Origin of the sequence: Streptomyces sp. NPDC007991, assembly GCF_042958445.1 — a bacterium.
Classification (GTDB): Bacteria; Actinomycetota; Actinomycetes; order Streptomycetales; family Streptomycetaceae; genus Streptomyces.
On sequence record NZ_JBIBJD010000001.1, the window covers coordinates 868,294 to 892,202 of the forward strand.

General features: G+C 73.1%; 19 protein-coding genes. 11 read left to right on the forward strand and 8 right to left on the reverse strand.

From position 1 onward, the window contains the following. The first annotated feature begins 133 nt into the window (after positions 1 to 133). The 4 genes from ACFZDA_RS03675 to ACFZDA_RS03690 all read left to right on the forward strand — a co-directional run bounded on the left by ACFZDA_RS03675 (position 134) and on the right by ACFZDA_RS03690 (position 4,989). A complete protein-coding gene (locus ACFZDA_RS03675) occupies positions 134 to 1,960 on the forward strand; it encodes a gamma-glutamyltransferase (protein ID WP_391074253.1) in 1,827 nt (608 codons plus the stop codon). Between the two features lie 117 nt (positions 1,961 to 2,077). Beyond that, complete coding sequence (locus tag ACFZDA_RS03680) at positions 2,078 to 2,923, forward strand: inositol monophosphatase family protein (protein ID WP_391074256.1); 846 nt, start codon at positions 2,078 to 2,080, stop codon at positions 2,921 to 2,923. 150 nt (positions 2,924 to 3,073) lie between these two features. Beyond that, complete coding sequence (locus tag ACFZDA_RS03685) at positions 3,074 to 4,483, forward strand: FAD-dependent oxidoreductase (RefSeq protein ID WP_391074259.1); 1,410 nt, start codon at positions 3,074 to 3,076, stop codon at positions 4,481 to 4,483. After that, positions 4,480 to 4,989, forward strand: coding sequence for an O-acetyl-ADP-ribose deacetylase (locus ACFZDA_RS03690; protein ID WP_391074262.1), 510 nt, complete (start codon positions 4,480 to 4,482; stop codon positions 4,987 to 4,989). The genes ACFZDA_RS03685 and ACFZDA_RS03690 overlap by 4 nt, the downstream gene beginning before the upstream one ends. Positions 4,990 to 5,043: 54 nt before the next feature. Here ACFZDA_RS03690 and ACFZDA_RS03695 read toward each other — a convergent pair whose 3' ends face one another. After that, positions 5,044 to 5,877: a class II glutamine amidotransferase gene (locus tag ACFZDA_RS03695; RefSeq protein WP_391074594.1), complete on the reverse strand. Its 834-nt coding sequence runs from the start codon at positions 5,875 to 5,877 to the stop codon at positions 5,044 to 5,046. A gap of 255 nt (positions 5,878 to 6,132) precedes the next feature. On the opposite strand from ACFZDA_RS03695, the gene ACFZDA_RS03700 reads away from it, so the two are divergent. Together ACFZDA_RS03700 and ACFZDA_RS03705 are read left to right on the forward strand one after the other, a co-directional pair. Then, positions 6,133 to 8,802 (forward strand): LuxR C-terminal-related transcriptional regulator, encoded by a 2,670-nt coding sequence (locus tag ACFZDA_RS03700; protein ID WP_391074265.1) that lies wholly within the window; start codon positions 6,133 to 6,135, stop codon positions 8,800 to 8,802. Between the two features lie 102 nt (positions 8,803 to 8,904). Continuing rightward, positions 8,905 to 9,102, forward strand: coding sequence for a hypothetical protein (locus tag ACFZDA_RS03705; protein WP_391074268.1), 198 nt, complete (start codon positions 8,905 to 8,907; stop codon positions 9,100 to 9,102). On the opposite strand, the gene ACFZDA_RS03710 is transcribed toward ACFZDA_RS03705, so the two are convergent. Next, a complete protein-coding gene (locus tag ACFZDA_RS03710; protein WP_391074270.1) occupies positions 9,087 to 10,526 on the reverse strand; it encodes a DUF2252 family protein in 1,440 nt (479 codons plus the stop codon). The two genes, ACFZDA_RS03705 and ACFZDA_RS03710, sit on opposite strands and share 16 nt — an antisense overlap. 268 nt (positions 10,527 to 10,794) lie before the next feature. Between ACFZDA_RS03710 and ACFZDA_RS03715 the strand changes: the two genes are divergently transcribed. Further along, positions 10,795 to 11,208 (forward strand): hypothetical protein, encoded by a 414-nt coding sequence (locus tag ACFZDA_RS03715; protein WP_391074272.1) that lies wholly within the window; start codon positions 10,795 to 10,797, stop codon positions 11,206 to 11,208. 58 nt (positions 11,209 to 11,266) lie between these two features. On the opposite strand, the gene ACFZDA_RS03720 is transcribed toward ACFZDA_RS03715, so the two are convergent. Beyond that, positions 11,267 to 13,312, reverse strand: a complete 2,046-nt coding sequence (locus tag ACFZDA_RS03720; RefSeq protein WP_391074275.1) for a SpoIIE family protein phosphatase — start codon at positions 13,310 to 13,312, stop codon at positions 11,267 to 11,269. Positions 13,313 to 13,669: 357 nt separating this feature from the next. On the opposite strand from ACFZDA_RS03720, the gene ACFZDA_RS03725 reads away from it, so the two are divergent. Then, positions 13,670 to 17,560 carry a glycoside hydrolase family 2 TIM barrel-domain containing protein gene (locus ACFZDA_RS03725; RefSeq protein WP_391074278.1) on the forward strand — a complete coding sequence of 1,297 codons (3,891 nt, stop codon included), beginning with the start codon at positions 13,670 to 13,672 and terminating at the stop codon, positions 17,558 to 17,560. A 27-nt stretch (positions 17,561 to 17,587) separates the two neighbouring features. Here ACFZDA_RS03725 and ACFZDA_RS03730 read toward each other — a convergent pair whose 3' ends face one another. After that, the gene (locus ACFZDA_RS03730) at positions 17,588 to 17,950 is read right to left on the reverse strand and encodes a metalloregulator ArsR/SmtB family transcription factor (protein WP_307178473.1); all 363 of its coding nucleotides are present in this window, start codon (positions 17,948 to 17,950) and stop codon (positions 17,588 to 17,590) included. A gap of 155 nt (positions 17,951 to 18,105) precedes the next feature. Here ACFZDA_RS03730 and ACFZDA_RS03735 point away from each other — a divergent pair, with 155 nt between their 5' ends. From ACFZDA_RS03735 to ACFZDA_RS03745, 3 genes are read left to right on the forward strand one after another with little or no spacing between them, the layout of a single operon-like run. Then, positions 18,106 to 19,575: an AlkA N-terminal domain-containing protein gene (locus ACFZDA_RS03735; RefSeq protein ID WP_391074597.1), complete on the forward strand. Its 1,470-nt coding sequence runs from the start codon at positions 18,106 to 18,108 to the stop codon at positions 19,573 to 19,575. 9 nt (positions 19,576 to 19,584) lie between these two features. After that, on the forward strand, positions 19,585 to 20,067 hold the full coding sequence (locus ACFZDA_RS03740; RefSeq protein ID WP_391074282.1) for a methylated-DNA--[protein]-cysteine S-methyltransferase: 483 nt from the start codon (positions 19,585 to 19,587) through the stop codon (positions 20,065 to 20,067). Positions 20,068 to 20,103: 36 nt separating this feature from the next. Continuing rightward, entirely contained in the window at positions 20,104 to 20,817 is a 714-nt protein-coding gene (locus tag ACFZDA_RS03745) for a bleomycin resistance protein (protein WP_391074285.1), read from the forward strand. Here the strand turns inward: ACFZDA_RS03745 and ACFZDA_RS03750 are convergent. The 4 genes from ACFZDA_RS03750 to ACFZDA_RS03765 all read right to left on the reverse strand — a co-directional run bounded on the left by ACFZDA_RS03750 (position 20,777) and on the right by ACFZDA_RS03765 (position 23,885). Then, entirely contained in the window at positions 20,777 to 21,532 is a 756-nt protein-coding gene (locus tag ACFZDA_RS03750; RefSeq protein WP_391074288.1) for a Sir2 family NAD-dependent protein deacetylase, read from the reverse strand. The genes ACFZDA_RS03745 and ACFZDA_RS03750 overlap by 41 nt on opposite strands. A gap of 81 nt (positions 21,533 to 21,613) precedes the next feature. After that, entirely contained in the window at positions 21,614 to 22,108 is a 495-nt protein-coding gene (locus ACFZDA_RS03755) for an NUDIX domain-containing protein (RefSeq protein ID WP_391074291.1), read from the reverse strand. A 28-nt stretch (positions 22,109 to 22,136) separates the two neighbouring features. Beyond that, on the reverse strand, positions 22,137 to 22,589 hold the full coding sequence (locus tag ACFZDA_RS03760; protein ID WP_391074294.1) for a hypothetical protein: 453 nt from the start codon (positions 22,587 to 22,589) through the stop codon (positions 22,137 to 22,139). 222 nt (positions 22,590 to 22,811) lie between these two features. Further along, positions 22,812 to 23,885, reverse strand: a complete 1,074-nt coding sequence (locus ACFZDA_RS03765; RefSeq protein WP_391074296.1) for an ADP-ribosylglycohydrolase family protein — start codon at positions 23,883 to 23,885, stop codon at positions 22,812 to 22,814. Positions 23,886 to 23,909: the final 24 nt, after the last annotated feature.

Consider the following 23,909-nt stretch of genomic DNA (forward strand, 5'->3'; position numbering starts at 1 on the left):
GCGGCGCTCCCGCGTTCCCCTTCGGAACCGGTCCAGCCCGTCTGGATCACCGAAGCCCCGGCAGGGCCCAGGTCCCGCCGCACCGATAGCCTGCTGGGCCGGCCCGGATTCGCACAGCGAGGTGAAAGACCGCATGTTCACCACCCGCCCCACCCTCCAGGGCACGTTCGGCATGGTCTCCTCCACGCACTGGCTCGCCTCGCAGTCGGCCATGGCCGTCCTGGAGGACGGCGGCAACGCCTACGACGCCGCCGTCGCGGGCGCGTTCGTGCTGCATGTCGTCGAGCCGCACCTCAACGGCCCGGCGGGCGAGGTGCCGATCCTGCTCGCCCCGGCCGGCGGCGAGGTGCGGGTGCTGTGCGGGCAGGGCGTCGCCCCGGCCGGGGCGACGGTCGCGCACTACCGGGGCCTCGGCCTGGACCTCGTCCCCGGCACCGGGCCGCTCGCCGCCGCCGTGCCGGGCGCGTTCGACGCCTGGATGCTGCTGCTGCGCGACCACGGCACCAAGTCCCTCGCCGACGTCCTGAAGTACGCCATCGGGTACGCCGAGCACGGGCACCCGCCCGTGGAGCGCGTCGGCGAGACCGTCGAGACCGTACGCGAGCTGTTCGAGACGGAATGGACCTCGTCGGCGGAGGTCTACCTGCCCGGCGGCAAGGCCCCGCGCCCCGGCGAGCTCTTCGCCAACCCGGCGCTCGCCGCCACCTGGAAGCGCCTGCTCGCCGAGACCGCGGGGGCCGGGGACCGGGAAGCCCGGATCGAGGCCGCGCGGGAGGTGTGGCGCTCCGGCTTCATCGCCGAGGCCCTGGTACGGCAGGCCCGGCGGCCCACCCTGGACACCAGCGGCGCCCACCACACCGGCACCCTCACGGCCACCGATCTCGCCGCCTGGTCCGCGACCTACGAGACCCCGGCGACGTACGACTGGAACGGCTGGACCGTGTGCAAGCCGGGCCCCTGGAGCCAGGGCCCGGTCCTCCTCCAGCAACTCGCCCTGCTCCCGCCCGAACTGCCCCGCTACGGCTCAGCCGACTACGTCCACCTGCTGGTGGAGAACTGCAAACTCGCCATGGCCGACCGGGAGGCCTGGTACGGGGACGCCGCCGACGTGCCGCTGGAGGACCTGCTGTCCGACGCGTACAACACCGGCCGGCGCGCTCTCGTCGGCGAGCGGGCCGGTCTCGGTCTGCGGCCCGGCAGCCCCGGCGCACGCACCCCGCGGCTGTCCGCGCACGCGCGCGTGGCGGCCACCGCTCCTGAGGGGGCCACCGCCCCGGGCACCGGCGAACCGACCGTCGCCAAGAGCCCGGCGTCCCCCGTGCCCGGGGAACCGGAGGTCGGCGACGACGGTGCCACCCGCGGCGACACCTGCCACCTGGACGTCGTCGACCGCTGGGGCAACATGGTCGCGGCCACGCCCAGCGGCGGCTGGCTCCAGTCCAACCCCGTCGTGCCCGAACTGGGCTTCCCGCTCGGCACCCGGCTCCAGATGACCTGGCTGGAGGAGGGCCTGCCGAACTCCCTCACCCCCGGCCGCCGCCCCCGCACCACGCTGACGCCCTCGATAGCCCTGCGCGAGGGCGTGCCCGTCATGGCGTTCGGCACACCGGGCGGGGACCAGCAGGACCAGTGGCAGCTGCACTTCCTCCTGGCGGTCGCGCTGCGCTCCCAGGTGCGCGGCGGACTGGACCTCCAGGGCGCGATCGACACCCCGAACTGGCACAACGACAGCTTCCCCGGCTCCTTCTACCCGCGCGGCATGCGCCCGGGGAGCGTCACCGTGGAGTCGCGCACCGACCCGGCCGTCGTCGAGGAGCTGCGGCGGCGCGGCCACCAGGTGACCGTCGGCGGCGCCTGGTCGGAGGGCCGGCTGTGCGCGGTCGCGCGCGACCCCCGGACGGGCGTCCTGTCGGCGGCGGCGAACCCGCGCGGCATGCAGGGCTACGCCGTCGGGCGGTGAACCCGCTCAGTCCCCCCGGCTGTGGAGCCCACGCGGACCCGTCGCTGTTCATCGTGCGGCCACCCGCAGTGCAGCGGGCGGGTGGGGATTGTCAGTGCCGCGTGATGTGATGGAGAGGTGATCGACAGCACCGAAACCATCGAAGAGTTTCTCGCACGGCACGCGTCCGACGTCGAGGAGGCGATCCGCGGCGCGGCCGCCGCCGAGATCATGCCGCGCTGGCGCCGGCTCGCCGCGCACGAGGTCGACCAGAAGGCCGGCCCGCACGACCTGGTCACGGACGCCGACCGCAAGGCCGAGCTGCACCTGACCGAGGCGCTGGGCGCCCTGCTGCCCGGCTCGGCCGTGGTCGGCGAGGAGGCGGTCCACGCCAACCCGTCGTCCTACGAGGCCATACGCGGCGACGCCCCCGTCTGGATCATCGACCCGGTCGACGGCACCCGGCAGTTCGTGCGCGGCGAACCAACCTTCTGCACCCTGGTCGCGCTGGCCCACGGCGGCACCCTGCTCGCGTCCTGGACCTACGCCGCCGCCCGCGACCAGCTCGCCACCGCCCAGCGGGGCAAGGGTGCCTACCTCGACGGGGAGCGGCTGTTCGCCGGTGTGCCCGAGCCCGGCCGGGACCTCCGCGTGGCCACCTCCCACCCGGACTACACGACGGACGAGCAGAAGCGTGCCCTGCTCGGCCTGCGCACCGAGGGTGTGGCCCCGCGCGCGTGCGGCTCGGCCGGACTGGAGTACCTCGCCATCGCGCGGGGCGAGTCCGACGCCACCGCCTTCTCGTGGGAAGCGGCCTGGGACCACGCGGCCGGTCTGCTCCTGGTCGAGGAGGCGGGCGGCGCCCACCTGACCCGCGCGGGCGAGCCGTTCCGCATCACCGGCGGTAACGACCTCCCCTTCACGGCGGCCCGCGACGCGGCCACCGCCCGCCGGGTGGCGGCACTGCTGGCGAGCGGAGACTGAAGGTCACGGAGGGTACACGCCCCGTAGCTCAAGGGCCGCTCCGGGCCTCTTTCCCCTGTGAATCCCCCCGCGGCCGGTTACCGTCAGTCCCCGGGCCTATCCTGATCCTCAGTGGCCGTCGGCTGACGAAGGGGTCCGAAGGTGCCGTCGATGCTCGATGCCGTCGTAGTGGGTGCGGGGCCGAACGGACTGACCGCGGCCGTGGAGCTGGCCCGCCGCGGATTCTCCGTCGCCGTGTTCGAAGCCCAGGGCACCGTGGGCGGCGGTGCCCGCACCGAGGAGCTCACCCTGCCCGGCTTCCGGCACGACCCGTGCTCCGCGGCACACCCGCTCGCCATCAACTCACCCGCGTTCCGCGCCCTGCCGCTCCAGCGCTACGGCCTGGAATGGCTGCACGCCGAGCTTCCCATGGCGCACCCCTTCCCGGACGGCTCGGCGGCCGTGCTGGCCCGGTCGGTGGGCGAGACGGCCGCATCCTTCGGGCCGCGCGACGCCGGGGCGTACCGCAGACTCGTCGAGCCCTTCCTGCCCAAGTGGGACGTGCTCGTCCGCGACTTCATGTCCCTGCCGCTCACGGCCCTGCCCCGCGACCCGGTCACCCTCGCGCGCTTCGGCCTGGTCGGCCTGCCCCCGTCCACGCTGCTGACGCGCCGGTTCCGCGACGAACCGGCCAGGGCGCTGTTCGCCGGGCTCGTCGCGCATGTCATGGCACCCCTCGGCGGCTTCGCCACCAGCGCCATCGGCCTGGTCTTCGCCCTGGCGGCCCACGCCCGCGGCTGGCCCGTCGCCCGCGGCGGCTCCCAGGCCATCTCCGACGCCCTCGCCGCCTACCTGCGCGACCTCGGCGGCAGCGTCCACACCGACTACGAGGTCAAGCGCCTGGACGACCTGCCGCCGGCCCGCGCGTACGTCTTCGACACCTCACCCACCGCCCTGGCCCGCATCGCCGGCTTCGGCAACCACTACGCGGACTACCGCTACGGCCCGGGCGTCTTCAAGATCGACTACGCGCTGGACGGCCCCGTGCCCTGGACCGCGAAGGAGGCCCGCGTCGCCGGCACGGTGCAGATCGGCGCGGACCGTGCGGAGATCGGCGCGGCCCTGCGCGCGGCGTCCCGGGAAGGCCGGGCCCCCGACAAACCGTTCCTGATCACGGTCCAGCCGAGTGTCGCCGACCCCACCCGGGCCCCCGCGGGCAAGCACGTCTTCTGGGCCTACGGCCACGTACCGCACGGCTGGACCGGCGACCTCACCGACGCCGTCGAACGCCAACTGGAGCGGTTCGCCCCGGGGTTCCGCGACCGCGTCCTGGCCCGCGCGACGGCGGGCCCGCCCGAACTCGCCACCCGCAACGCCAACTACGTCGGCGGTGACATCGCCTCCGGCGCGGTCTCCGGCCTCCAGATCCTGCTGCGCCCCAAACCGACCCTGTTCCCCTACCGCACGCCTCACCCGGCCGTCTTCATCTGCTCGTCGGCGACCCCGCCGGGCCCCGGCGTGCACGGCATGTCGGGGCACAACGCGGCCAAGGCCGTCTGGAAGCGACTGAGGCAGCCATGACCGCCATCGAACTGGCCCAGGGCGACATCACCCGCGAGAGCGTCGACGCCATCGTCAACGCCGCCAACTCCTCGCTGCTGGGCGGGGGAGGCGTCGACGGAGCGATCCACCGGCGCGGCGGCCCCGCGATCCTTCAGGAGTGCCGCAGGCTCCGCGCCTCGCGGTACGGCAAGGGCCTGCCCACCGGCCAGGCGGTCGCCACCACCGCCGGCGACCTGGACGCCCGCTGGGTGATCCACACGGTCGGCCCCGTCCACAGCGCCACCGAGGACCGCTCCGCCCTCCTCGCCTCCTGCTACCGCGAGTCCCTCCGCGTCGCCGACGAGCTCGGCGCGCGCACGGTCGCGTTCCCGGCCGTCTCCACCGGCGTCTACGGCTGGCCGATGGACGACGGCGCCCGCATCGCGGTGGAGACCGTACGGGCAGCGGACACGGCGGTCGAGGAGGTCAGGTTCGTGCTCTTCGACGAGCAGGCGTACCAGGCGTTCGCCGGCCGGCTCCGCTGACGCGACCGCCTCTGACCGGCCTGCTCGGACCGGCTCCGACCGGCTCAGACCGGCTCAGACCGGCTCGGGCTCGAAATGCCGCAGCAGCTCCCGGCCGGGCTGCACGACGCCGTAGCTGCTCTCCGGTACCGCGTTCCAGGCCCCGGGCAGATCACCGAGCGGCTCCGACACGACCAGCCGGGTGTCGTCGGAGATGTGGTTCAGGAACGCGAGGTCGGGGTGGAGGGCCCGCAGGTCCTCCACGCGGCTGCTGTAGAACAGCGACCGCGAGTCCGCCGCGCTGGAGTACCGGAAGAACCACAGCCGTTCGCCGTCGGTCACCGCGACCGTCATCTGGAGCGGCTCCGGCACCCCGTGCTCGTGGCCCAGCCGCTCGACGAGCCCCACCATGCGGGCCACCGCGCCCGGCGGATCGCCGTCCAGCCCGAGGGTGAGGGCCACGTGGAACATCACCTCGGAGTCCGTCGTGCCCTCCAGCGACGGGAACAGCTCCGGAGCCACGGCGAGCATGAGGTCGCGGCGCAGTTCGCTGAAGCCGGTGATCGCCCCGTTGTGCATCCACATCCAGTGCCCGTGCCGGAAGGGGTGGCAGTTGGTCTGCTGCACGGACGTCCCGGTCGAGGCGCGGACGTGGGCGAAGAACAGCGACGAGCGGACGTGGTCGGCGATCTCCCGGAGGTTGCGGTTGCTCCAGGCCGGGCCGGTGTCGCGGATGACGGCGGGGGTGCGCAGGTGCCACGCGTACCAGCCGACGCCGAAGCCGTCGCCGTTGGTGGTCTCGACCCCCATCCGGGCATGCAGGCTCTGGTCGATCAGCGAGTGCTGCGGCCGGTAGAGGACATCGTCCAGCAGCACGGGAGTGCCCGAGTAGGCGAGCCAGCGGCACATGGTCGTCACCCCGATCCGAGCCGCCTCGGCCATGCCGTGCGGCTCCCAGGTGTCGGTGCGGATATGTCTCGCGCGCCGGGGCGCGGCGCGCGCTCCCAGCCCACCCCGCCACCGCGATGGCCGCATCCCCCGCCACGGGTGGTTGCCGGGGGAGCGGCGGGGCCCGGGCCGGTGTGCGCGGGGGAGTGAACACTGAGATCCTGAGGACACGAGCGCTGCTCATGATCCGGCGCACTGCAGGCAGTGGGGAGCCCCATGGCCACGACTGCGGAGACTGGTGCGGAGCCGGCGTCCACGGGCGCCGACCCCACGGGCGACCCGATGCTGCGTACCCGGTTCGCCCTGCCGAAGCGGCCCGCCGGCTTCCTGCGCCGGACCCGCCTGGTCAGCCATCTCGACCAGGCGCTGACGACCCCCCTGACGATGGTCAACGGGCCGGCCGGCGCGGGCAAGACCCTCCTGGTCGCCGACTGGGCCGCCGGCCTGCCCGAACCGGTCGTCTGGCTCACCGCCGACCCCGCCGACCAGGCACCCGGGATCTTCTGGGCCTATCTGCTGGAGGCACTGCGCGCCGCCGGCGTCCCCGTGGCGGGCGAGGTCGGCTGCCCGGCGGAGGCCGGCCGGGTGGACCGGCGGACGCTGACCCGCCTCGCCGCCGACCTCGAGAGCCGGGACCACACCACCGTCGTCGTGCTCGACGAGTTCGACCGGGTGACCTCACCCGAGATCGCGGAGCAGTTGCAGTTCGTCCTGCACCACGCCGGGCGCGGCCTGCGCCTGGTCCTCGTCACCCGCACGGAACCCCTGCTGCCGCTGCACCGGTACCGGGCCTCGGGCGAGATGACGGAGATCCGCGACGCCGAGCTGGCGTTCACCGCCGGGGAGGCCGCGGAGCTGCTGTCGCGGCACGGCCTGCACCTGAACCACAGCGCCGTGCGGGCCCTGGTGGACCGTACCCAGGGGTGGGCCGCCGGCCTCAGACTGTGCGCCCTGGCCGCTCGGCAGGTCGCGGACCCCCACTTGTACGTGAAGCAGTTCGAGGCCGACCACAGCGCGGTGGCCGACTTCCTGCTGGCCGAGGTGCTCGACCGGCAGCCACCCGGCACACAGGACCTGCTGCTGCGCATCAGCGTCCTGGACCGCTGCTGCCCCGACCTGGTGAACGCGCTCACGCTGCGCACCGACGCCGAGCCGGTCCTGGCCGCGCTGCACCGGGAGAACGCCTTCGTCCAGTACCTCGGCCACTCGTGGTACGGCCTGCACCCGCTGTTCGCCGAGATCCTCCGCGCCCACCTGCGCGAACGCCGCCCCGGACTGGAGCCGGAGCTGCGCGGCCGGGCCGCTCGGTGGCTGCGGCGGTCCGGGGCCCTGCACGAAGCGCTCGTCCAGGGCGCCGCAGCGGACGACTGGGAGTTCACCGCCGACGCCTTCGTCGACGACCTCGCGATCGGGCAGCTGTTCACCGGCCTGCACTCCGAGGAGCTGTCCGCCCTGTTCGCACGGATGAGTCCCGAGACCACGGGCCCGGCACCCGACCTCGTCCGCGCCGCCCGCGAACTGGCCCACCACGATCTCGAACACGGCCTGCCCCACCTGCGGCGGGCCGGGCAGGCGCTGGACGGCAACGGCCGCGACCGGGCGCCGGTCCTGCTCGGCCGCGCCCTGCTGGAGGCCCTGGCGGCCCGGATGACCGGCTCTCCGGACAGAGCGGAGCGAGCCGTCGAAGAGGCGCGGGCCCTCCGCCAGGACGTCCCCGCACAGCTCCTGGAGAACCACCCGGAAGTCACCGCCCTCCTCCTCACCCACCTCGGCTCCGCCCGCCTGTGGGCCGGGCGTTTCGACGACGCCCGCGACGTCCTGTCGGCGGTCGCCGGACACCCCGGCGCAGCGGCGATGGCGCTGCCCAGGTGGGAGGCGCTCGGCCACCTCGCGCTGATCGACCACCTGAACGGCCGGCCCGGCCCGGCGGAGCACAAGGCCCTGGCGGCGGCCGGCCAGGCGGAGCGCTACAGCCTGCCCCCGCAGGCCGGGTCCGGCCTCGCCCCGCTGGTCCTGGCCGCCGTCCTGATCGACCGCGACGAACTCGACGACGCCCAGGCGCTCCTCGACGCGGCGGCCGTCTCCGGCCCCCTCGGCGACGACCCAGTGACGGAAGCCGGCCGGACCCTCACCCGGGGGCGGCTGCTCCTCGCCCGAGGGGACGCCCGGGCCGCGCTGGCGGCGGCGGACGCGTCCGTCCCGGCAGCGGTGAGCTCACCCTGGGCGGAGGACCACGCCGCCCTGCTCGCGTCCGCCGCCCACCTGGCCCAGGGGCACCCCGAAGCGGCCCGGGAGGTCGTCGAGCGCGTGGCGCACCACGGGACGGCCTGCGCGGTCGAGGCGGCGCGGGCCCGGCTCGCGGCGGGCCGGGTCGAAGGGGCGCTCGACAAGATCGCCAACCTGCCGGAGGACGACCGGCCCGGCCCGGCGGTCACCGTCCGGGCCACCCTGGTCCGCGCCCAGGCCGCCCACGAGAGCGGCGATCCCGTCACCGCCCGCCGCCTCGTCGCCCAGGCCCTGCTGGACGGCCGGCGCGGGCACCTGCGCCGGCCCTTCCTGGAAGCCGGTCCCTGGCTGCGCCCCCTGCTGAGCACCGGCCGGCTCCGGGAACTGGCCGCCGGCTGGCTCCTCTCCCGCCCCGGCCACCAGGACCCCGGGCCCGCCACACCGGACCGGCCCCCGGTCCTCGTCGTCGAGGAACTCAGCGCACGCGAGGGCGACGTGCTGCGGCTCCTGGCCGAGATGAGGTCGACCGAGGAGATCGCCGCCGGCCTGCACGTGTCCGTGAACACGGTGAAGACCCACCTCAAGAGCATCTACCGCAAGCTCGCCGTCAGCCGCCGCAGCGACGCGGTGCGCCGCGCCCGCGAACGACGGCTGCTGTGAGGTTCACCTGCGCCGGGTGACGCCGCACGGGCCCCCAGGGCGGAGCATCGCCGGACAAGGGCGTGCCCCGCCCGTTCCAGGCCCTTGGCGGAAGAGCAGTTCATGCGCTACGAGATCCGTGTCGACGGACATATGTCGGAGACGCTGGCCAAGGCCTTCCCGGAGATGGACCACGTGCTGATGTCCGGCCAGACGGTCCTGTACGGCCCCGTGGTCGACGAGGCCCATCTGTACGGGCTGCTGACCCGCTTCCAGGCGCTGGGACTCAGGGTCGTGGAGATGCGTCAGCTGCCGGAGTGAGCCGGGCTCGCTCCGGTCGCCGTGGGGATCCTGCCGGAGCGGGCGGCGGCGCCCAGCGCGGCGAAGTCCCGCTCGTTGCGGTCGGCGTAGGACCGGGCGAACGCGGCGAGCGCGCGGTCGAAGCGGTCGCCGCCGCCCAGGTACGCCGCGATGGCGATGGGGTCGCCCGAGCGGGCGTGGGCCCGCGCCAGGCTCGCCCCGCACAGCCGCGCGAACAGGCGGAACAGGCCGGGGCCCATGGTGTCCGGCCGTGCGATGCCCTTCCAGTCCCGCAGCTGGCGTACGTAGAAGTCCCGCTCGTGTCCGTCGAGGCCCACGGCGTGCGTCCAGCCCAGGAGGATGTCACTCGTCGTCTGGATCAGCCGCTGTCCCGCCACCACGCGGCGGCCCTCGTTGTCGTAGCCCTCGCCCCCGGTGTGGGCGGCGAGCACCGAGGCCTGCGCCTCCTTGGCCTGCAGCAGCAGGGGATCGTCGTCGTCCCGGCCGAGCAGCAGCACGATCCAGCAGCGGGTGCCGACGCTGCCGACCCCCACCACCTTGCGGGCGATGTCCACCATCCGGTAGCGGCGCAGCAGGTGCCGGCGCTCGGACGACAGGGTCCGGGCGTAGCCCTCCAGGACGGCGCGCAGCTCCTGCTCCTGCCCGTGCGGCGAGGAGTCGGTCACCAGGTCCCGCAGCGGAGTGATCAGGGGCGGGTCGGGCGCGATCCGCCGCCCCTCGGCCGTCACCCGGGTCAGCTTCGCGAAGGCCTGGAGGTGGGTGCGGGTGCGGGCCTTCGCGGTCGCCTCGTCGGTGCGGTGCCTGGCCTCCTTGCCCATGGACGCGGCCATCAGCTCCCGTAGGCGGTCGGCGTCGTCCTGGGCGTACCAGATGTCCAGGTTGCGCATGCCGGCGAACTCCCGCATCCGCCGCCGGTAGGCCTGTACGCACGCTTCCACCGCGGCGCTCTGCTCCTCGGCCCCGAAGCCGTTCGCACGGCCCGCGACGGCGAAACTGGCCGCCAGCCGCTTGACGTCCCACTCGAACGGCCCGGCCAGGGTCTCGTCGAAGTCGTTGATGTCGAAGACCAGATGGCGTTCGGGCGAGGCCAGCAGCCGGAAGTTCAGCAGGTGGGCGTCGCCGCAGAGCTGCACCCGAAGCCCCGTGTCCGGGGCGCGCCCCAGGTCCTCGGCCATGATCGCCGCCGCACCCCGGTAGAAGCGGAACGGCGATTCGAGCATGCGGCCGTAGCGGATCGGCACCAGCTCCGGCAGACGGGTGGCCGACTGCCGCTCCACCACCTCGACCGGGTCCGGCCGCTCCGGCCCCGCCTCGAACCAGCTCTGGGACGACCGAGGGACGCGCCGGCGCGCCGCTCGGCCCACGGCGGCACGCTCGGCCGGTGACCGGAAGGCCGGGGAGAGGCTCGGTACGGAATCGTTCATCTCGGCTCTCTCCGGTCTCTACGGGGGTGTGCTCCCCACCTCACCGGCACGGCGCGGGCTACGGATCACCCGCCGCGGGTGAGGCGGCCCCGTCCCGTGGGCGGGCACGCTGAGACGGTTCTGCGTCGTCCTGCCCTTCCCCGGGGTGTTCGCCTACGTCATCGCCCGGGGCGGGAACACGGGCAGCCGGGAAGCGAGCCGGGCCTGGATTGCCGGACCTCCTCCCGGTCGCGGAGCACGACGGACCCGACAGAAACGAGGCACAAGGATGACCGCCACACACCCTCCGCACGGACGGACCGCCGATCGCCCGTTCGCCGTCGGCCTGATGGCCTTCGGTGCCGTCATGCTCATGGTCGCCGGGATTCTGGGCATCCTGCGCGGTATCTCGGCGATCGCCGAGGACAACGTGTTCCTCTCGACCCCCAACTACGTGTTCGCGTTCGACCTCACGGGCTGGGGCTGGATCCATCTGAGCCTGGGCGTGGTCGCCGTGATCGTCAGCCTGGGGCTGTTCCAGGTGTCGACGTGGGCGCGGGTCGCCGGCGTGGGCATCGCCAGCCTCGTCATCATCGCCAACTTCCTCTCGCTGCCGTCCTATCCCGTCTGGTCGGTGGTGATGATCGCGATCTCCGGCTTCATCATCTGGGCCCTGTGCGTCGTGCGCAGGGAGAGGGCCTGAGGCCAGTCCGGACAGCCGCAGCACCCCGGCGTCGTACCGTCGCCGTCGGTGCCGTCGCTCAGGAGCGGGCGCGGACCAGCAGGAGCGCGACGTCGTCGTCGGGCTCCGGGCTCAGCGCACCGAGGAGGCTGTCACCGGCCCGCTGCAGGCTGGGTCCCGGGTTCTCCAGGAGGCGGGTCAGCAGGGTGAGGCCGGTGTCGATCGGCTCCCCGCGGTTCTCGACCAGCCCGTCGGTGTAGAGGGCGAGCAGGGAGCCCGGCGGGAACTCCAGTTCCACAGTGCCGAACTCCACGCCGCCCACCCCCAGCGGCACGCCGCCGGGCACGTCGACCAGCGTCGCGCCGCCGTCCGCCCCGGCGAGCACCGGCGGCAGATGACCGGCGCTGGACAGCGAGCAGATCCCGGCCCGCAGGTCGCACACCGCGTACACGCACGTGGCGATCGCGTCGCCGAGCGAGCCGGCGATGTCGTCGAGATGCCGCAGCAGTTCGGCGGGCGGCAGGTCCAGCCGGGCCAGGGCCCGTGTCGCCGTGCTCAGCTGACCCATGATCGCGGCGGCCTGGACGCCCTTGCCCATGACGTCGCCCACCACGAGCCCGGTGCGTCCCGGGCCCAGCGGCAGCACGTCGTACCAGTCGCCGCCGACCTCGCTGAGCGCCGGGCGGTAGCGGGCGGCGATGTCGAGCCCCTCCCGCTCGGCGGGCGTGGCCGGGAGCAGACTGCGCTGGAGCGTCAGGGCCGTGCCGCGTTCCCGCCCGTAGAGGCGGGCGTTGTCGATGCAGATGGCGGCGCGCGCGGCGAGCTCCGAGGCGAGCACCCGGTCCCGGTCGTCGAACGGGCGTTCGTCGACCGTGCGGTACAGGGTGAGGGTGCCGAGCACCTTGCCCCGGGCCACCAGCGGCACCGCCAGGTAGGAGTGCGCGCCCGCCTCGTGCAGGGTCCGGGCGGCCCGCGCGTCCCGGGCGATGCGCCGCATCATCGTCGGGTCCACGCGCTCGACCAGGACCGGGCGGGCCGTGCGGACGCACTGTGTGATGATCCGTGACGAGGCGTAGGTCGCCAGCTCGCCGACCGGATCGGCCGCGTGGATGGCGTCGGTCGGGTACGCCGCCGCGACGGCCAGTGCCCGGAACTCCGCGGGCGCGCCGCCCGACACCGGTGCGATCGTGCCGCGGGCCACGACGGATTCCAGGACGTCCACGGCGGCCAGGTCCGCCAGGTGCGACACCACCACGTCGGCCAGCTCCCGGGCGGTCTGCTGAAGATCCAGCGTGGTCCCGATCCGCACCCCGGCCTCGGCGATCACCGACAGGTGCTGGCGCGCCTGCGCGACCTCGGCCGCGGCCTGCTGGCGTTCGGTCACGTCCAGCACGGCCATCGCCAGACCCAGCACCCGGCCGTCGGTGCCCTCGATGCGGTGGTACGACTCCGAGTAGGCGCGGTCGTGTTCGTCCGCCGCCGTGCGGCCGATGGTCTGCTGGTCGAGCAGGGGTCTGCCGGTCTTGAGGACGTGCCGCATCCGGGCCTCGATCGCCTCGACGTCCAGCCCCGGCAGCACCTCGCCGAGCCGCCGGCCCAGCAGGGCCTCCTCGGGCACGCCGTTCATGCGCTCCAGCGCCGGGTTGACCCCGACCCAGCGCAGGTCGTTGTCGAAGACGGCGATACCGAGCGGGGTCTGGTGGACGAGGCTGTGCGAGAGTGCGAGGTCCCGCTCCACCCTCCGTACGGTCGTAGCGTCCGTGGCGAGTCCCAGGAGGTGGGGCCGGCCCTCGCTGTCGAGGAGCCGCATCGTGCGGAACTCCACGGCGCGTTCCGTGCCGTCGCGGTGCCGCAGCGGGAAGACACCGGCCCAGCGGTCCCCCGACCTGACCTGGGCGAACAGCTCCCTGCCCCGGGGGCGGTCCTCGGGCGCGACCAGGAGCGTGTCGGCGCGCTGGTGCAGGGCCTCCTCGGCGGTGTAGCCGAGCAGCTGCTCGATCTCGGGGCTCCACAGGGCGATGTGCCCGCCGCCGTCCAGGACCACGGCCGCGACCTTCAGCAGGTCCAGCAGCCCACCGGGGGCGGCGGTGACGGCGTCCCGGTCCGAGGGCGCATACCCGTTCACGAGCCGCTCCTTCCGGCGCGGCAAAAGGTCCGGCCAAGATCCATTGCACAGGCGGTCCGATGAGGTCACATTACGGTCGGAGGAGCGACACTGTCGCGCCGAAATGGCAAACAATCGCGGGTCGGTCCCGCGGGTCGGTGCGGCCGGCGTAACGACAGAACCACCAGGACCGCACAAAGTCCGACGGGATCATTGCTTCGGTTGTGTTCGAGTTCTAGGGTGTGCCTGCTCAGCAGTTGCTCCGTCACCGTCAGTTGCACGGGTCCCAACAGAAACGCCCATTCCGGGAGTTGGGGATCTTTTCTGACGTGCCCTCAGTCCGTGCAGCACCCTGTCGAACCGAGGAAGGCCACGGTCATGCCGCACCCGCTCCCGTCCCCCGCCGACCGGCCCGTCGTCAGCCGTCGCCGTCTGTTCGAAGGGGGCGCCGCCGTGCTCGGCGCGCTCGCCCTGTCCGCGTCGCCCGCCGTCGCGCACGCGGCCGGCCGGCGCCCGGCGGCGGACGGCCCGCCGGAGTGGAACGACGGCATGGCCGTGTACCGCGTGGGCACCGAGCCGCCGCACACCACGCTCATGCCGTACGCGGACGTGGAGCAGGCCCTGGACGGCGACCGCACCCGCTCGCCGTACCGGCTGAGCCTCGACGGCACGTGGAAGTTCGCCTACGCCGACCGCCCGGACGACCGGGACGCCGACTTCCACCGCACCGACGTCGACGACTCCGGCTGGGACACCATCCCCGTGCCCTCGGCCTGGCAGCTGCACGGCTACGACTTCCCGATCTACGTCAACATCACCTACCCCTGGTGGGGCCCCAACGGTGGCGGCGAGGAGGCCCAGCCGCCGGCCGCCCCGACCCGCTACAACCCCGTCGGCCAGTACCGGCGCACGTTCACCGTCCCCCGGAACTGGTCGGGCCGGCGCACCTTCCTGCACTTCGAGGGCGTCAAGTCCGCCCACTACGTGTGGATCAACGGCGAGTTGGTGGGCTACCACGAGGACTCCTACACCTCCGCCGAGTACGACATCACCCCCCACCTCAAGCCGGGCACCAACCAGATCGCCGTCGAGGTGTACCGCTACTCCGACGCGGACTGGCTGGAGGACCAGGACATGATCCGGCTGAGCGGCATCTTCCGCTCGGTCCACCTGTACTCCACCCCGAACGTGCACCTGCGCGACTTCAAGCTGGACACCCCGCTCGGCGACGACTACACCTCCGCCGAGCTGAAGGTCACCGCGCACGTCCGCGACTACGGCGGCAAGGGCGCGGGCCGCTACACGGTCGAGACACAGCTGTACGACGCGCGCGGCCACGCCGTCTGGCCCCGGCCCCTGAACCAGCCGGTCGACGTCCCCGGAGGCGACGAGGCCACCGCCGAGGCGTCCCGAGCCGTCCCCGCGCCGAAGCTCTGGTCGGCCGAGCACCCGAACCTCTACACCGCCGTGCTCCGGCTGCGCGACCCGGCCGGCAAGGTGGTCGAGACCCTCTCGCACCGGGTCGGCTTCCGCGAGTTCGCGCTCAAGGACGGCCTGATGCGCATCAACGGCAAGCCGGTCTCCTTCCGCGGCACCAACCGCCACGAGATGCACCCCGAGACCGGCTCGGCGCTCACCCGGGCGCAGATGATCGAGGACATCGAGATCATCAAGCGGCTCAACATCAACAGCGTCCGCACCTCGCACTACCCCAACAATCCGCTGTGGCTGGAACTCGCCGACGAGTACGGCCTGTACCTCGTGGGCGAGACCAACCTCGAAACCCACGGCATCCGCGACAGGTTCCCCGGCAGCGGCCACCCCGAGTGGACCGAGGCATGCGTGGTCCGCGCCCAGAACATGGTCCACCGCGACAAGAACCACGCCTCGGTGGTCATCTGGTCCCTCGGCAACGAGGCGGGCGGCGGCACCACCTTCAACGCCATGCACGACTGGATCCGCTCCTACGACCCCACCCGCGTCATCCAGTACGAGGGCGACGACCGCCCGGGCATCAGCGACATCCGCTCCGAGATGTACGACAGCCCGCAGCGGGTCGAGCAGCGCGCCAAGGACACCAGCGACACCCGTCCGTACGTGATGATCGAGTACTCGCACGGGATGGGGAACTCCAACGGCAACTTCAAGAAGTACTGGGACATCGTCCGCCGCTACGACGTCCTCCAGGGCGGCTGGATCTGGGACTTCGTCGACCAGGCCCTGAGCCGGCCGACCCCCGCCCGCAAGCTGCTCACCGAGTCCGGCCCGGGCGCACTGCGCGGCGAGATCATGGCCCCCGCGGGCACCTTCGACCGCGCCAAGGGCGTCTCCGGCGGCACCGTCTTCCCCCGCGACCCCCGCCTGGACCTCACCGGCTCCCTCACGCTGGAGGCCTGGGTCACCCCGCACGTGACCGGCGGCCACCAGCCCATCCTCGCCAAGGGCGACACCCAGTACGCGCTCAAACAGGCCGACAGGAACCTGGAGTTCTTCATCCACGGCGGCGGTCAGTGGGTCAGCGCGAGCTGGGCGCTGCCCGACGGCTGGACGGGCAAGGAGCACCATGTCGCCGGTGTCTTCGACGCCGACGCGGGGACGCTCACCCTGTACGTCGACGGCCAGGTGCGCGGCACCCGGACCACCACGCGGCGCCCCGACGACAACACCGCGTCCCTGTCCCTCGCCACCGACGTCGACAACCCGACCCGGGAGTTCAGCGGCACCATCCGGCGGGCCCGTGTCTACGCCCGCGCGCTGAGCGCCGCCGAGCTGGCCTCGGACAGCCGCGGCCCGGACGGCGAGGGCGTGCGCTTCTGGTTCGACGCCGCCACCGCCCGCGTCGCCGAGCGGCGCCCGCGCGACAAGACGTTCTACGCCTACGGCGGCGACTGGGGCGACAACCCCAACGACGGCAACTTCTGCGGAAACGGCCTCATCACCGCCGACCGCGGTCTCACGGGCAAGTCCGCCGAGGTCAAGCAGATCTACCAGGCGATCAACGCCGCCCCGGCCTCCGGCGGCCCCGGCGCCGTCACCCTCACCAACGAGTACCTCTTCACCCACCTCCGCGAGTTCGACGGCCGTTGGTCCCTCATCGCCGACGGCAAGGTCGTCCAGCGCGGCCGGCTCACCCGCGACCAGCTGAACGTCGCGCCGCTTTCCAGCAAGGACATCAAGGTGCCGGTGCGGCTGCCGGCCAAGCCCGCACCGGGCACGGAGTACTTCCTCCAGCTCTCCTTCACCACCAAGGAGCCCACCCGGTGGGCGAAGGCCGGCTTCGAGGTGGCCAAGCAGCAGCTCGCCCTCGACACGGACAGCCCGGCCGTGACCCCCCTGCCGCTGCGCGGCGTCCCCGCCCTGCGGTACACCGACCGGGACGAGTCCGTCACCGTCGAGGGCAAGGGCTTCTCGGTCACCGTCGACAAGGGCGCCGGCACCATCACCTCGTACGAGGCGGGCGGCACCCGGCTCATCACCTCCGGCCCCGTCCCGAACTTCTGGCGGGCGCCCACCGACAACGACCGGGGCAACGGCCACCACACCCGCAACCAGACGTGGCGCGACGCGGGAGCCAAGCGGAAGGTGGCGGACGTACGGGTCCGGCCGCTGGACGACCGGGCCGTCGAGGTCAGGGTCACCGGCACGCTGCCCACCAGCACGCAGTCCACGTACAGCACGACGTACACGGTCTTCGGCAACGGCGAGATCAAGGTCGACAACACCCTGCACCCGGGTGCGGCCAACCTGCCGTACATCCCCGAGGTCGGCACCCTGCTGTTCCTGCCCCGCCGCCTGGACCGGCTGCACTACTACGGCCGGGGCCCGGAGGAGAACATGTGGGACCGCAACAACGCCACCGACGTGGGCCTGTACTCCGGCACCGTCTCCGATCAGTGGACCTCCTACCTGCGGCCCCAGGAGAACGGCAACAAGACCGATGTCCGCTGGGCCGCGCTGACGGACGGCAGCGGACGCGGACTGCTCGTCTGCGGTGAGCCGCTGCTGGAGGTCAACGCCTCGCACGTCACCCCCGAGGACCTGTCGGTCGGCGCCCGCCACGACTACCAGCTCGACCCCAGGGACGCGGTGGTCCTCCGGGTCAACCACCGCCAGATGGGCGTGGGCGGCGACAACAGCTGGGGCGCCCACACCCACGACGAGTTCAAGCTCCTCGCCAACCGCGACTACGCGTACACCTACCGGCTGCGCCCGCTGACGCGCGTGAGCGAGGCGATGGCGGCGTCGAGGCGGCCGACGGCCACCGAATAGTCGGACTGATGCGCCAGCGGCGCCGCCTCAGTCGGCGGCGTCGCTGATGCCCAGGCGCAGATGCTCCACGTGGTAGACCGCCTGGTCGAGCAGCTCGGCGACATGGTGGTCGTGCAGCGCGTAGACGACCGAACGGCCCTGCCGCTCGCCGACGACCAGACCCAGATTGCGCAGCAGCCGCAGCTGGTGCGAGCAGGCCGACTGCTCCATGCCCACCTCGGCGGCCAACTCGGTGGCCGGCAGCGGGCCTTCCCGCAGCCGCGCCAGGATCAGCAGCCGGGAGGGCGTGGACAGGGCCTGGAGCGTGGTGGCGACCTTCGCGACGTTGTCCGCGTCCAGGCGTACGCGCTCGGCGGCGTCCTGCGCGGGGATGACGGCTCCATGACCCATGACGTCATCGTACCGGTCACCCAAGAACACATGAATAGATATTCACCTTTCCTGGTTCCGGCTGTCTCCGCGCGGCGCCGGCCGGGCACGTCGATGTCGGATTCTCGCCAGCCTCGCCCCGTCGGGTGCTCGATGCTGGACGCATGCAGATGGGGATGCACACCGACACCGAGCGCTGCGTGCGCGCCGTCCAGTCCAAGGACGCCCGGTTCGACGGATGGTTCTTCACGGCAGTCCTGACGACCGGCATCTACTGCCGTCCCAGCTGCCCGGTCGTGCCGCCCAAGCCGGAGAACATGGTCTTCCACCCGAGTGCGGCGGCCTGCCAGCAGGCCGGGTTCCGGGCCTGCAAGCGCTGCCGGCCCGACACCAGCCCCGGCTCCCCGGAGTGGAACCAGCGCGCCGACCTCGTGGCCCGCGCCATGCGGCTGATCGGCGACGGTGTCGTGGACCGCGAGGGCGTGCCCGGCCTCGCCGCCCGCCTCGGCTACAGCACCCGGCAGGTCGAGCGCCAGCTCGTCGCCGAACTGGGCGCGGGCCCCCTCGCGCTCGCCCGCGCCCAGCGTGCCCAGACGGCCCGGCTGCTCATCGAGACGACGGCCCTGCCGATGGCGCGGATCGCCTTCGCGGCCGGCTTCGCCTCGATCCGCACCTTCAACGACACCGTTCGCGAGGTCTTCGCCCTCGCCCCGAGCGAGCTGCGCGCCCGCGCCCCGAAGCGGCAGGGCGCGAGCACCCCGGGCTCGCTCTCCCTGCGGCTGCCGTTCCGCACCCCGCTCAACCCCGACAACCTCTTCGGCCACCTCGCCGCCACGGCCGTACCCGGCGTGGAGGAGTGGCGCGACGGCTCCTACCGCCGCACCCTGCGCCTGCCGTACGGCCACGGCATCGTGTCCCTCACTCCCACTCCCGACCACATCGCCTGCCGCCTCACCCTCAGGGACCTGCGCGATCTGACCGTCGCCATCAGCCGCTGCCGCCGTCTGCTCGACCTGGACGCCGACCCGGTCGCGATCGACGAGCAACTGCGCACGGACCCGGTCCTGGCACCGCTGGTCGACAAGGCGCCCGGCCGGAGGGTCCCGCGCACGGTGGACGAGGCGGAGTTCGCCGTCCGGGCCGTGCTCGGCCAGCAGGTCTCCACCGCCGCCGCCCGCACCCACGCGGCCCGGCTGGTCACCGCGCACGGCGAACCGGTCGACGACCCCGAGGGCGGTCTCACCCACCTCTTCCCGGCCCCCGAGGCCCTCGCGGCGCTGGACCCGGAGACCCTGGCGATGCCCCGCACCCGCCGCACCACCTTCACCACCCTGGTGCGCCGGCTCGCCGACGGTGACCTCCACCTGGGCGTGGAGAGCGACTGGCCGCAGGCCCGCGCCCAACTCCTCGCGCTGCCCGGATTCGGCCCCTGGACGGTTGACGTCATCGCCATGCGGGCCCTCGGTGACCCCGACGCCTTCCTCCCCACCGACCTCGGTATCCGCCGCGCCGCTCAGGAACTCGGCCTGCCCTCCACGCCCGCCAGGCTCACCGCCCGCGCGGCGGCCTGGCGCCCCTGGCGGGCCTACGCGGTCCAGTACCTCTGGGCGACCGACAGCCACCCGATCAACTTCCTACCGGTATAGGGACGTGCCATGAAGCACCACAGCGTGACCGACAGCCCCTACGGCCCCCTCACCCTCGTCGCCGACGACGGCGTCCTGTGCGGCCTCTACATGACCGGCCAGCGCCACCGCCCCCCGGAGGAGACCTTCGGCCCGCGCGACGACACCCTCTTCGCCGAGACGGAGGAGCAGCTCAAGGCCTACTTCGCGGGCGAGCTCAAGGAGTTCACCGTCGAACTCCGCCTGACGGGCACGCCGTTCCAGCGCGCCGTCTGGGACCGGCTCCGGCGCATCCCCTACGGCGAGACCCGCACCTACGGCCAACTCGCCGACGCCCTCGGCACCCCCACGGCCTCCCGCGCGGTCGGCCTCGCCAACGGCCGCAACCCCGTCGGCATCATCGTCCCCTGCCACCGCGTCATCGGCGCGAACGGCGGCCTCACGGGATACGGGGGCGGACTGGAACGCAAGCAGCGCCTGCTGGACTTCGAGCGGGGAGCCGCACTCTTTTAGGCCCTCCGATTGGTCAAATTTGACTAGAGTGAGGTCATGCCGGAGAAGACGATCCCGATCCTGCCGTGCCAGACCCTCCCACCCGTCCTCGAGTTCTACACCGCCCTCGGCTTCGAGGTGACGTACCAGCAGCGCAGCCCCAACCCGTACGCGGTCGTCGAACTCGGCGGCATCGAGCTGCAGTTCTTCGCGATGAAGCACTACGAGCCGACCGGCTCGATCAGCACCTGCTACGTCCTGACCGACGACGTCGACGGCCTGTACCAGGCGTTCCGGTCCGGGCTCAAGGCGGCGTACGGCAGGATCCCCACCCGGGGCCTGCCGCGGGTCGGACAGCTGAAGGACATGTCGTACGGCGTGCGGCAGTTCCTCATGACCGACCCGGGCGGCAACTGCGTCCGGGTCGGGCAGCGCACCGGCGAGAACCCACACCACGGGCCGGCCCCAGAGGAGACCTTCGCGCGGGCCCTGCACCACGCGTCGCTCCTGGCTGACTCCAAGGAGGACGCGGCGGGCGCCGCCAAGGTCGTCGACCGTGTCCTGCGCCTGGCGGACGAGACGCCGACGCCCGTGCAGCTGCTTCAGCTCCTCGTCCTGCGCGCGGACGTCGCGGGACGGCTCGGCGACGAGGATGCGGCGGCGACCGTCCTCGCCCGGGCCGCCGCGCTCCGGCTCACCGAGGCCGAGCGCGAGGTGGGCCGAGACGCACTCACGCGCCTGGAGGATCTGCGGGCGGCCCGTCGGCCGTGAGGCCGCGCAGCAGCTTCGGCAGTGCCGTGCCGATGGGCTCGCGGAGGATCTCGTCCGCACGGTCGTCGTACGGCGTCGGCTCGGCGTTGACGATGATCAGGCGGGCGCCGTGGTCGGCGGCGACACCGGCGAGGCCCGCGGCGGGCTGGACCTGGAGGCTCGTGCCGACGGCGACGAACACCTGGCAGGCCTTGCTGATGGCGGCCGCCTCGCCGAGGACGACGGGGTCGAGCCGCTCGCCGAACATCACCGTCGCCGACTTCAGGACGCCGCCGCACTCCAGGCACGGCGGGTCGTCCTCGCCCGCCTCGACCCGGGCGAGCACGTCCTCCATCGGGCCGCGGGCGTGGCAGCCGGTGCAGACGACACTCCGGGCCGTGCCGTGCAGTTCGAGAACCTTGCGGTCGGGCATCCCGGCGAGCTGGTGCAGCCCGTCCACGTTCTGCGTGATCACCCGGACGGGTACCCCGGACCGCTCCAGTTCGGCCACAGCCCGGTGCGCGGCGTTGGGCTCCGCCTGAAGGGTCCGGTTCTCGCGCCGCATCTGCCAGGAGCGGCGGCGGATCTCCGGGTCGCCCATGTAGTACTCGTACGTGACGAGCTTCTCGGCCTCCGGATCACGCCGCCAGAGCCCGTTCGGCCCGCGGTAGTCCGGGATCCCGGAGTCCGTGCTGATACCGGCACCGGTGAGGAGCGCGACGAGGGGCTCGGCCATGTCCCCGAGGGTAGGCCGGGCCGTACGACGCCTGCGAGCGGTTATCGAACGGGGTCCCGACGGGTGAACGGGCGGGGTCGGTCAGGACACCCGGTGCCCGTTCTCCAGCTCCGCCGTGCCCGAGCCGTCCGCCAGGACGTCCAGGCCGGCCAGGACACGGCGGCCCAGGGCGCCCGGCAGATACTCGGGCAGCTCCTCGCGCGGGACCAGCCGCCAGGACAGCAGTTCCTCCTCCTGGAGGCGGATCGCCTTGAGCTCGTCCTCGCCGAGCACCCCGCCGTCGTACAGATACGCCACCAGGGGCGGACGCCCCGGGCCGTGCACCCAGTCCACCGCCAGCAGCCGGCCGAGCTCACGGTCCAGCCCGATCTCCTCCGCCGTCTCACGCCGCGCGCCCTGCCGCGGCGTCTCGCCGTCGTCGGACTCGATCGTGCCGCCGGGCAGCGTCCAGCCCTCCCGGTAGTTGGGCTCGACGAGCAGCACCCGGCCCTCGCCGTCGCGGAACAGCGCGGCGGCGCCGGCCAGGACGCGGGGCAGGGACGCGATGTAGGCGGCGAAGTCAGAAGAGGTGGTCATGGGGGCAGGGTAGCCACCCGAGGACGGCTCAGCCGCAGGGGAAGACGTAGCTGGACTTGTAGTTGACGTAGAGGCTGCCGGAGGACGAGCCCATCTTGGCGGTCACCGGGGCGCAGGCGAAGCTGGAGACGTACACCGGGCCCGCGTACTCGCTGAAGGTGCCCGTGTCGGGGTCGCAGGCCGTGCCGTCCACCTTGCAGATCTGCACGGACATGTACTGCGCGCGGCCGACGTTGTTGTCGAGGATGACGCAGCCCTTGGCGCCGTTCTCGTAGGCGAAGAGGGTCGCCTTGCGCAGGTCGGGGTCGACGCCGAGAGGCAGCGGGATCGCCTTGCGCAGCGTGTAGCCCGTGCCGCACACGGTGGCGGAGGCCGAGGCGGCGGACTGCTCGGCGGCCATGGCCCCCGGCGCGGTGAGCACGGCGGCGGTCAGGACGGTCGCGGTGGCGGTGGCACGCAGGGCGGTTCTGAGACGAGACATGACAAGCAGACGCTTTCTGTCGGGCGCGAGGACGCGAGGTCGCGGGTACCCGAGGTCGCGGGGACGCGGGGCCGCGAACCAGGTGACTGGAAATGATCAGACGGGGCAATGGCCAGATCACCTTACGTTTGGTTGTGATCGACATCGTCGGACCACGGACAGGTGGCCGGAAACAGCCGCTCGGGCACCCCGCCCGGCCGGGGAATGGCCGGTTCGATCCGGTCAGCCCTGGTGCTCCGCCAGCCGCAGCGTCCGCTCCGCCAGCTCGCTGATCCGCACCCCGTCGAAGCCGAACACCGCGCTGCGGACCGTGTCCTCCAGCGGGACCGTCCACTGCTCCGGAATGGCCGCGGCCCCGCAGAACACCCCGGCCACCGACCCCGCCGTCGCCCCGTTGGAGTCGGTGTCCAGTCCGCCGCGCACGGTCAGGGCGATGGTGCGGGTGAAGTCGCCGTCGCCGTAGAGCAGCCCGGCGGTCAGGACGGCGGCGTTCGGGACGGTGTGGATCCAGCCCATCCCGGCCGTCTCCTCGGTGAGCGTGGTGAGCGTGTCCTCCCAGGACATCCGCGTGTCGTGCAGGGAGGCGACCCGGCGCACCGTGCGGGCCAGCCGGCTGCTCGCCGGGATCACGGCCAGGGCCTCGTCGATCGCGTGCCGCACGGTGGGCGCCGTGAACGCCGCCGCGATCAGCGCCGCCGCCCACATCGCCCCGTAGACCCCGTTGCCGGTGTGCGACAGCACCGCGTCCCGGCGCGCCAGCGAGGCGGCCCGGCGCGGCACCCCCGGGCAGGTCCAGCCGTGGATGTCGGCCCTGATCAGCGCCCCGATCCACTCCTGGTAGGGGTTGTCGTACGTCGCCGTCAGCGGCGGCTTGAGCCCGTTCGCGAGGTTGCGGTAGGCGGCCCGCTCGGCGGTGAACGTCTGCAGGTACGGCAGCCGCAGCAGCCACAGGTCGCCGACCTGCTCGGTGCTGAAACCGAAGCCGTGGGTCTCCAGCAGGTCCAGGCCGAGGATCGCGTAGTCGACGTCGTCGTCACGGCAACTGCCGTGGATCCGGCCGCGCACGCACTGGCGCCACTCGGGGCGCAGCTCGAAGCCGTCGTGTTCGCTGATCGGCTCGGGGAGGTAGTCGGTCAGCGGCAGGGCGGCGGCCTGGCGCAGGTAGCGGTCGATGCGGTCGCGGGTCCAGACCTCGCCCTGCTCGACCGGTTTGCCGAGCATGTTGCCCGCGATGCGGCCCTGCCAGCCGCCGAGGATGCGGTCGGGGAGGTCTGTCCGGGTGTGCGCTGGGGGCATGGTTATGGTCTACCCGTTTTCGGC

What these genes read in the sequence shown, in the direction of transcription:
- ACFZDA_RS03675 (WP_391074253.1), top strand. Translation starts at nt 134, where the DNA reads ATGTTCACCACCCGCCCCACCCTCCAGGGCACGTTCGGCATGGTCTCC.
- ACFZDA_RS03685 (WP_391074259.1), top strand. Translation starts at nt 3,074, where the DNA reads ATGCTCGATGCCGTCGTAGTGGGTGCGGGGCCGAACGGACTGACCGCG.
- ACFZDA_RS03690 (WP_391074262.1), top strand. Translation starts at nt 4,480, where the DNA reads ATGACCGCCATCGAACTGGCCCAGGGCGACATCACCCGCGAGAGCGTC.
- ACFZDA_RS03695 (WP_391074594.1), bottom strand. Translation starts at nt 5,877, where the DNA reads ATGTGCCGCTGGCTCGCCTACTCGGGCACTCCCGTGCTGCTGGACGAT.
- ACFZDA_RS03700 (WP_391074265.1), top strand. Translation starts at nt 6,133, where the DNA reads ATGGCCACGACTGCGGAGACTGGTGCGGAGCCGGCGTCCACGGGCGCC.
- ACFZDA_RS03705 (WP_391074268.1), top strand. Translation starts at nt 8,905, where the DNA reads ATGCGCTACGAGATCCGTGTCGACGGACATATGTCGGAGACGCTGGCC.
- ACFZDA_RS03710 (WP_391074270.1), bottom strand. Translation starts at nt 10,526, where the DNA reads ATGAACGATTCCGTACCGAGCCTCTCCCCGGCCTTCCGGTCACCGGCC.
- ACFZDA_RS03715 (WP_391074272.1), top strand. Translation starts at nt 10,795, where the DNA reads ATGACCGCCACACACCCTCCGCACGGACGGACCGCCGATCGCCCGTTC.
- ACFZDA_RS03725 (WP_391074278.1), top strand. Translation starts at nt 13,670, where the DNA reads ATGCCGCACCCGCTCCCGTCCCCCGCCGACCGGCCCGTCGTCAGCCGT.
- ACFZDA_RS03730 (WP_307178473.1), bottom strand. Translation starts at nt 17,950, where the DNA reads ATGGGTCATGGAGCCGTCATCCCCGCGCAGGACGCCGCCGAGCGCGTA.
- ACFZDA_RS03735 (WP_391074597.1), top strand. Translation starts at nt 18,106, where the DNA reads ATGCACACCGACACCGAGCGCTGCGTGCGCGCCGTCCAGTCCAAGGAC.
- ACFZDA_RS03740 (WP_391074282.1), top strand. Translation starts at nt 19,585, where the DNA reads ATGAAGCACCACAGCGTGACCGACAGCCCCTACGGCCCCCTCACCCTC.
- ACFZDA_RS03745 (WP_391074285.1), top strand. Translation starts at nt 20,104, where the DNA reads ATGCCGGAGAAGACGATCCCGATCCTGCCGTGCCAGACCCTCCCACCC.
- ACFZDA_RS03750 (WP_391074288.1), bottom strand. Translation starts at nt 21,532, where the DNA reads ATGGCCGAGCCCCTCGTCGCGCTCCTCACCGGTGCCGGTATCAGCACG.
- ACFZDA_RS03755 (WP_391074291.1), bottom strand. Translation starts at nt 22,108, where the DNA reads ATGACCACCTCTTCTGACTTCGCCGCCTACATCGCGTCCCTGCCCCGC.
- ACFZDA_RS03760 (WP_391074294.1), bottom strand. Translation starts at nt 22,589, where the DNA reads ATGTCTCGTCTCAGAACCGCCCTGCGTGCCACCGCCACCGCGACCGTC.
- ACFZDA_RS03765 (WP_391074296.1), bottom strand. Translation starts at nt 23,885, where the DNA reads ATGCCCCCAGCGCACACCCGGACAGACCTCCCCGACCGCATCCTCGGC.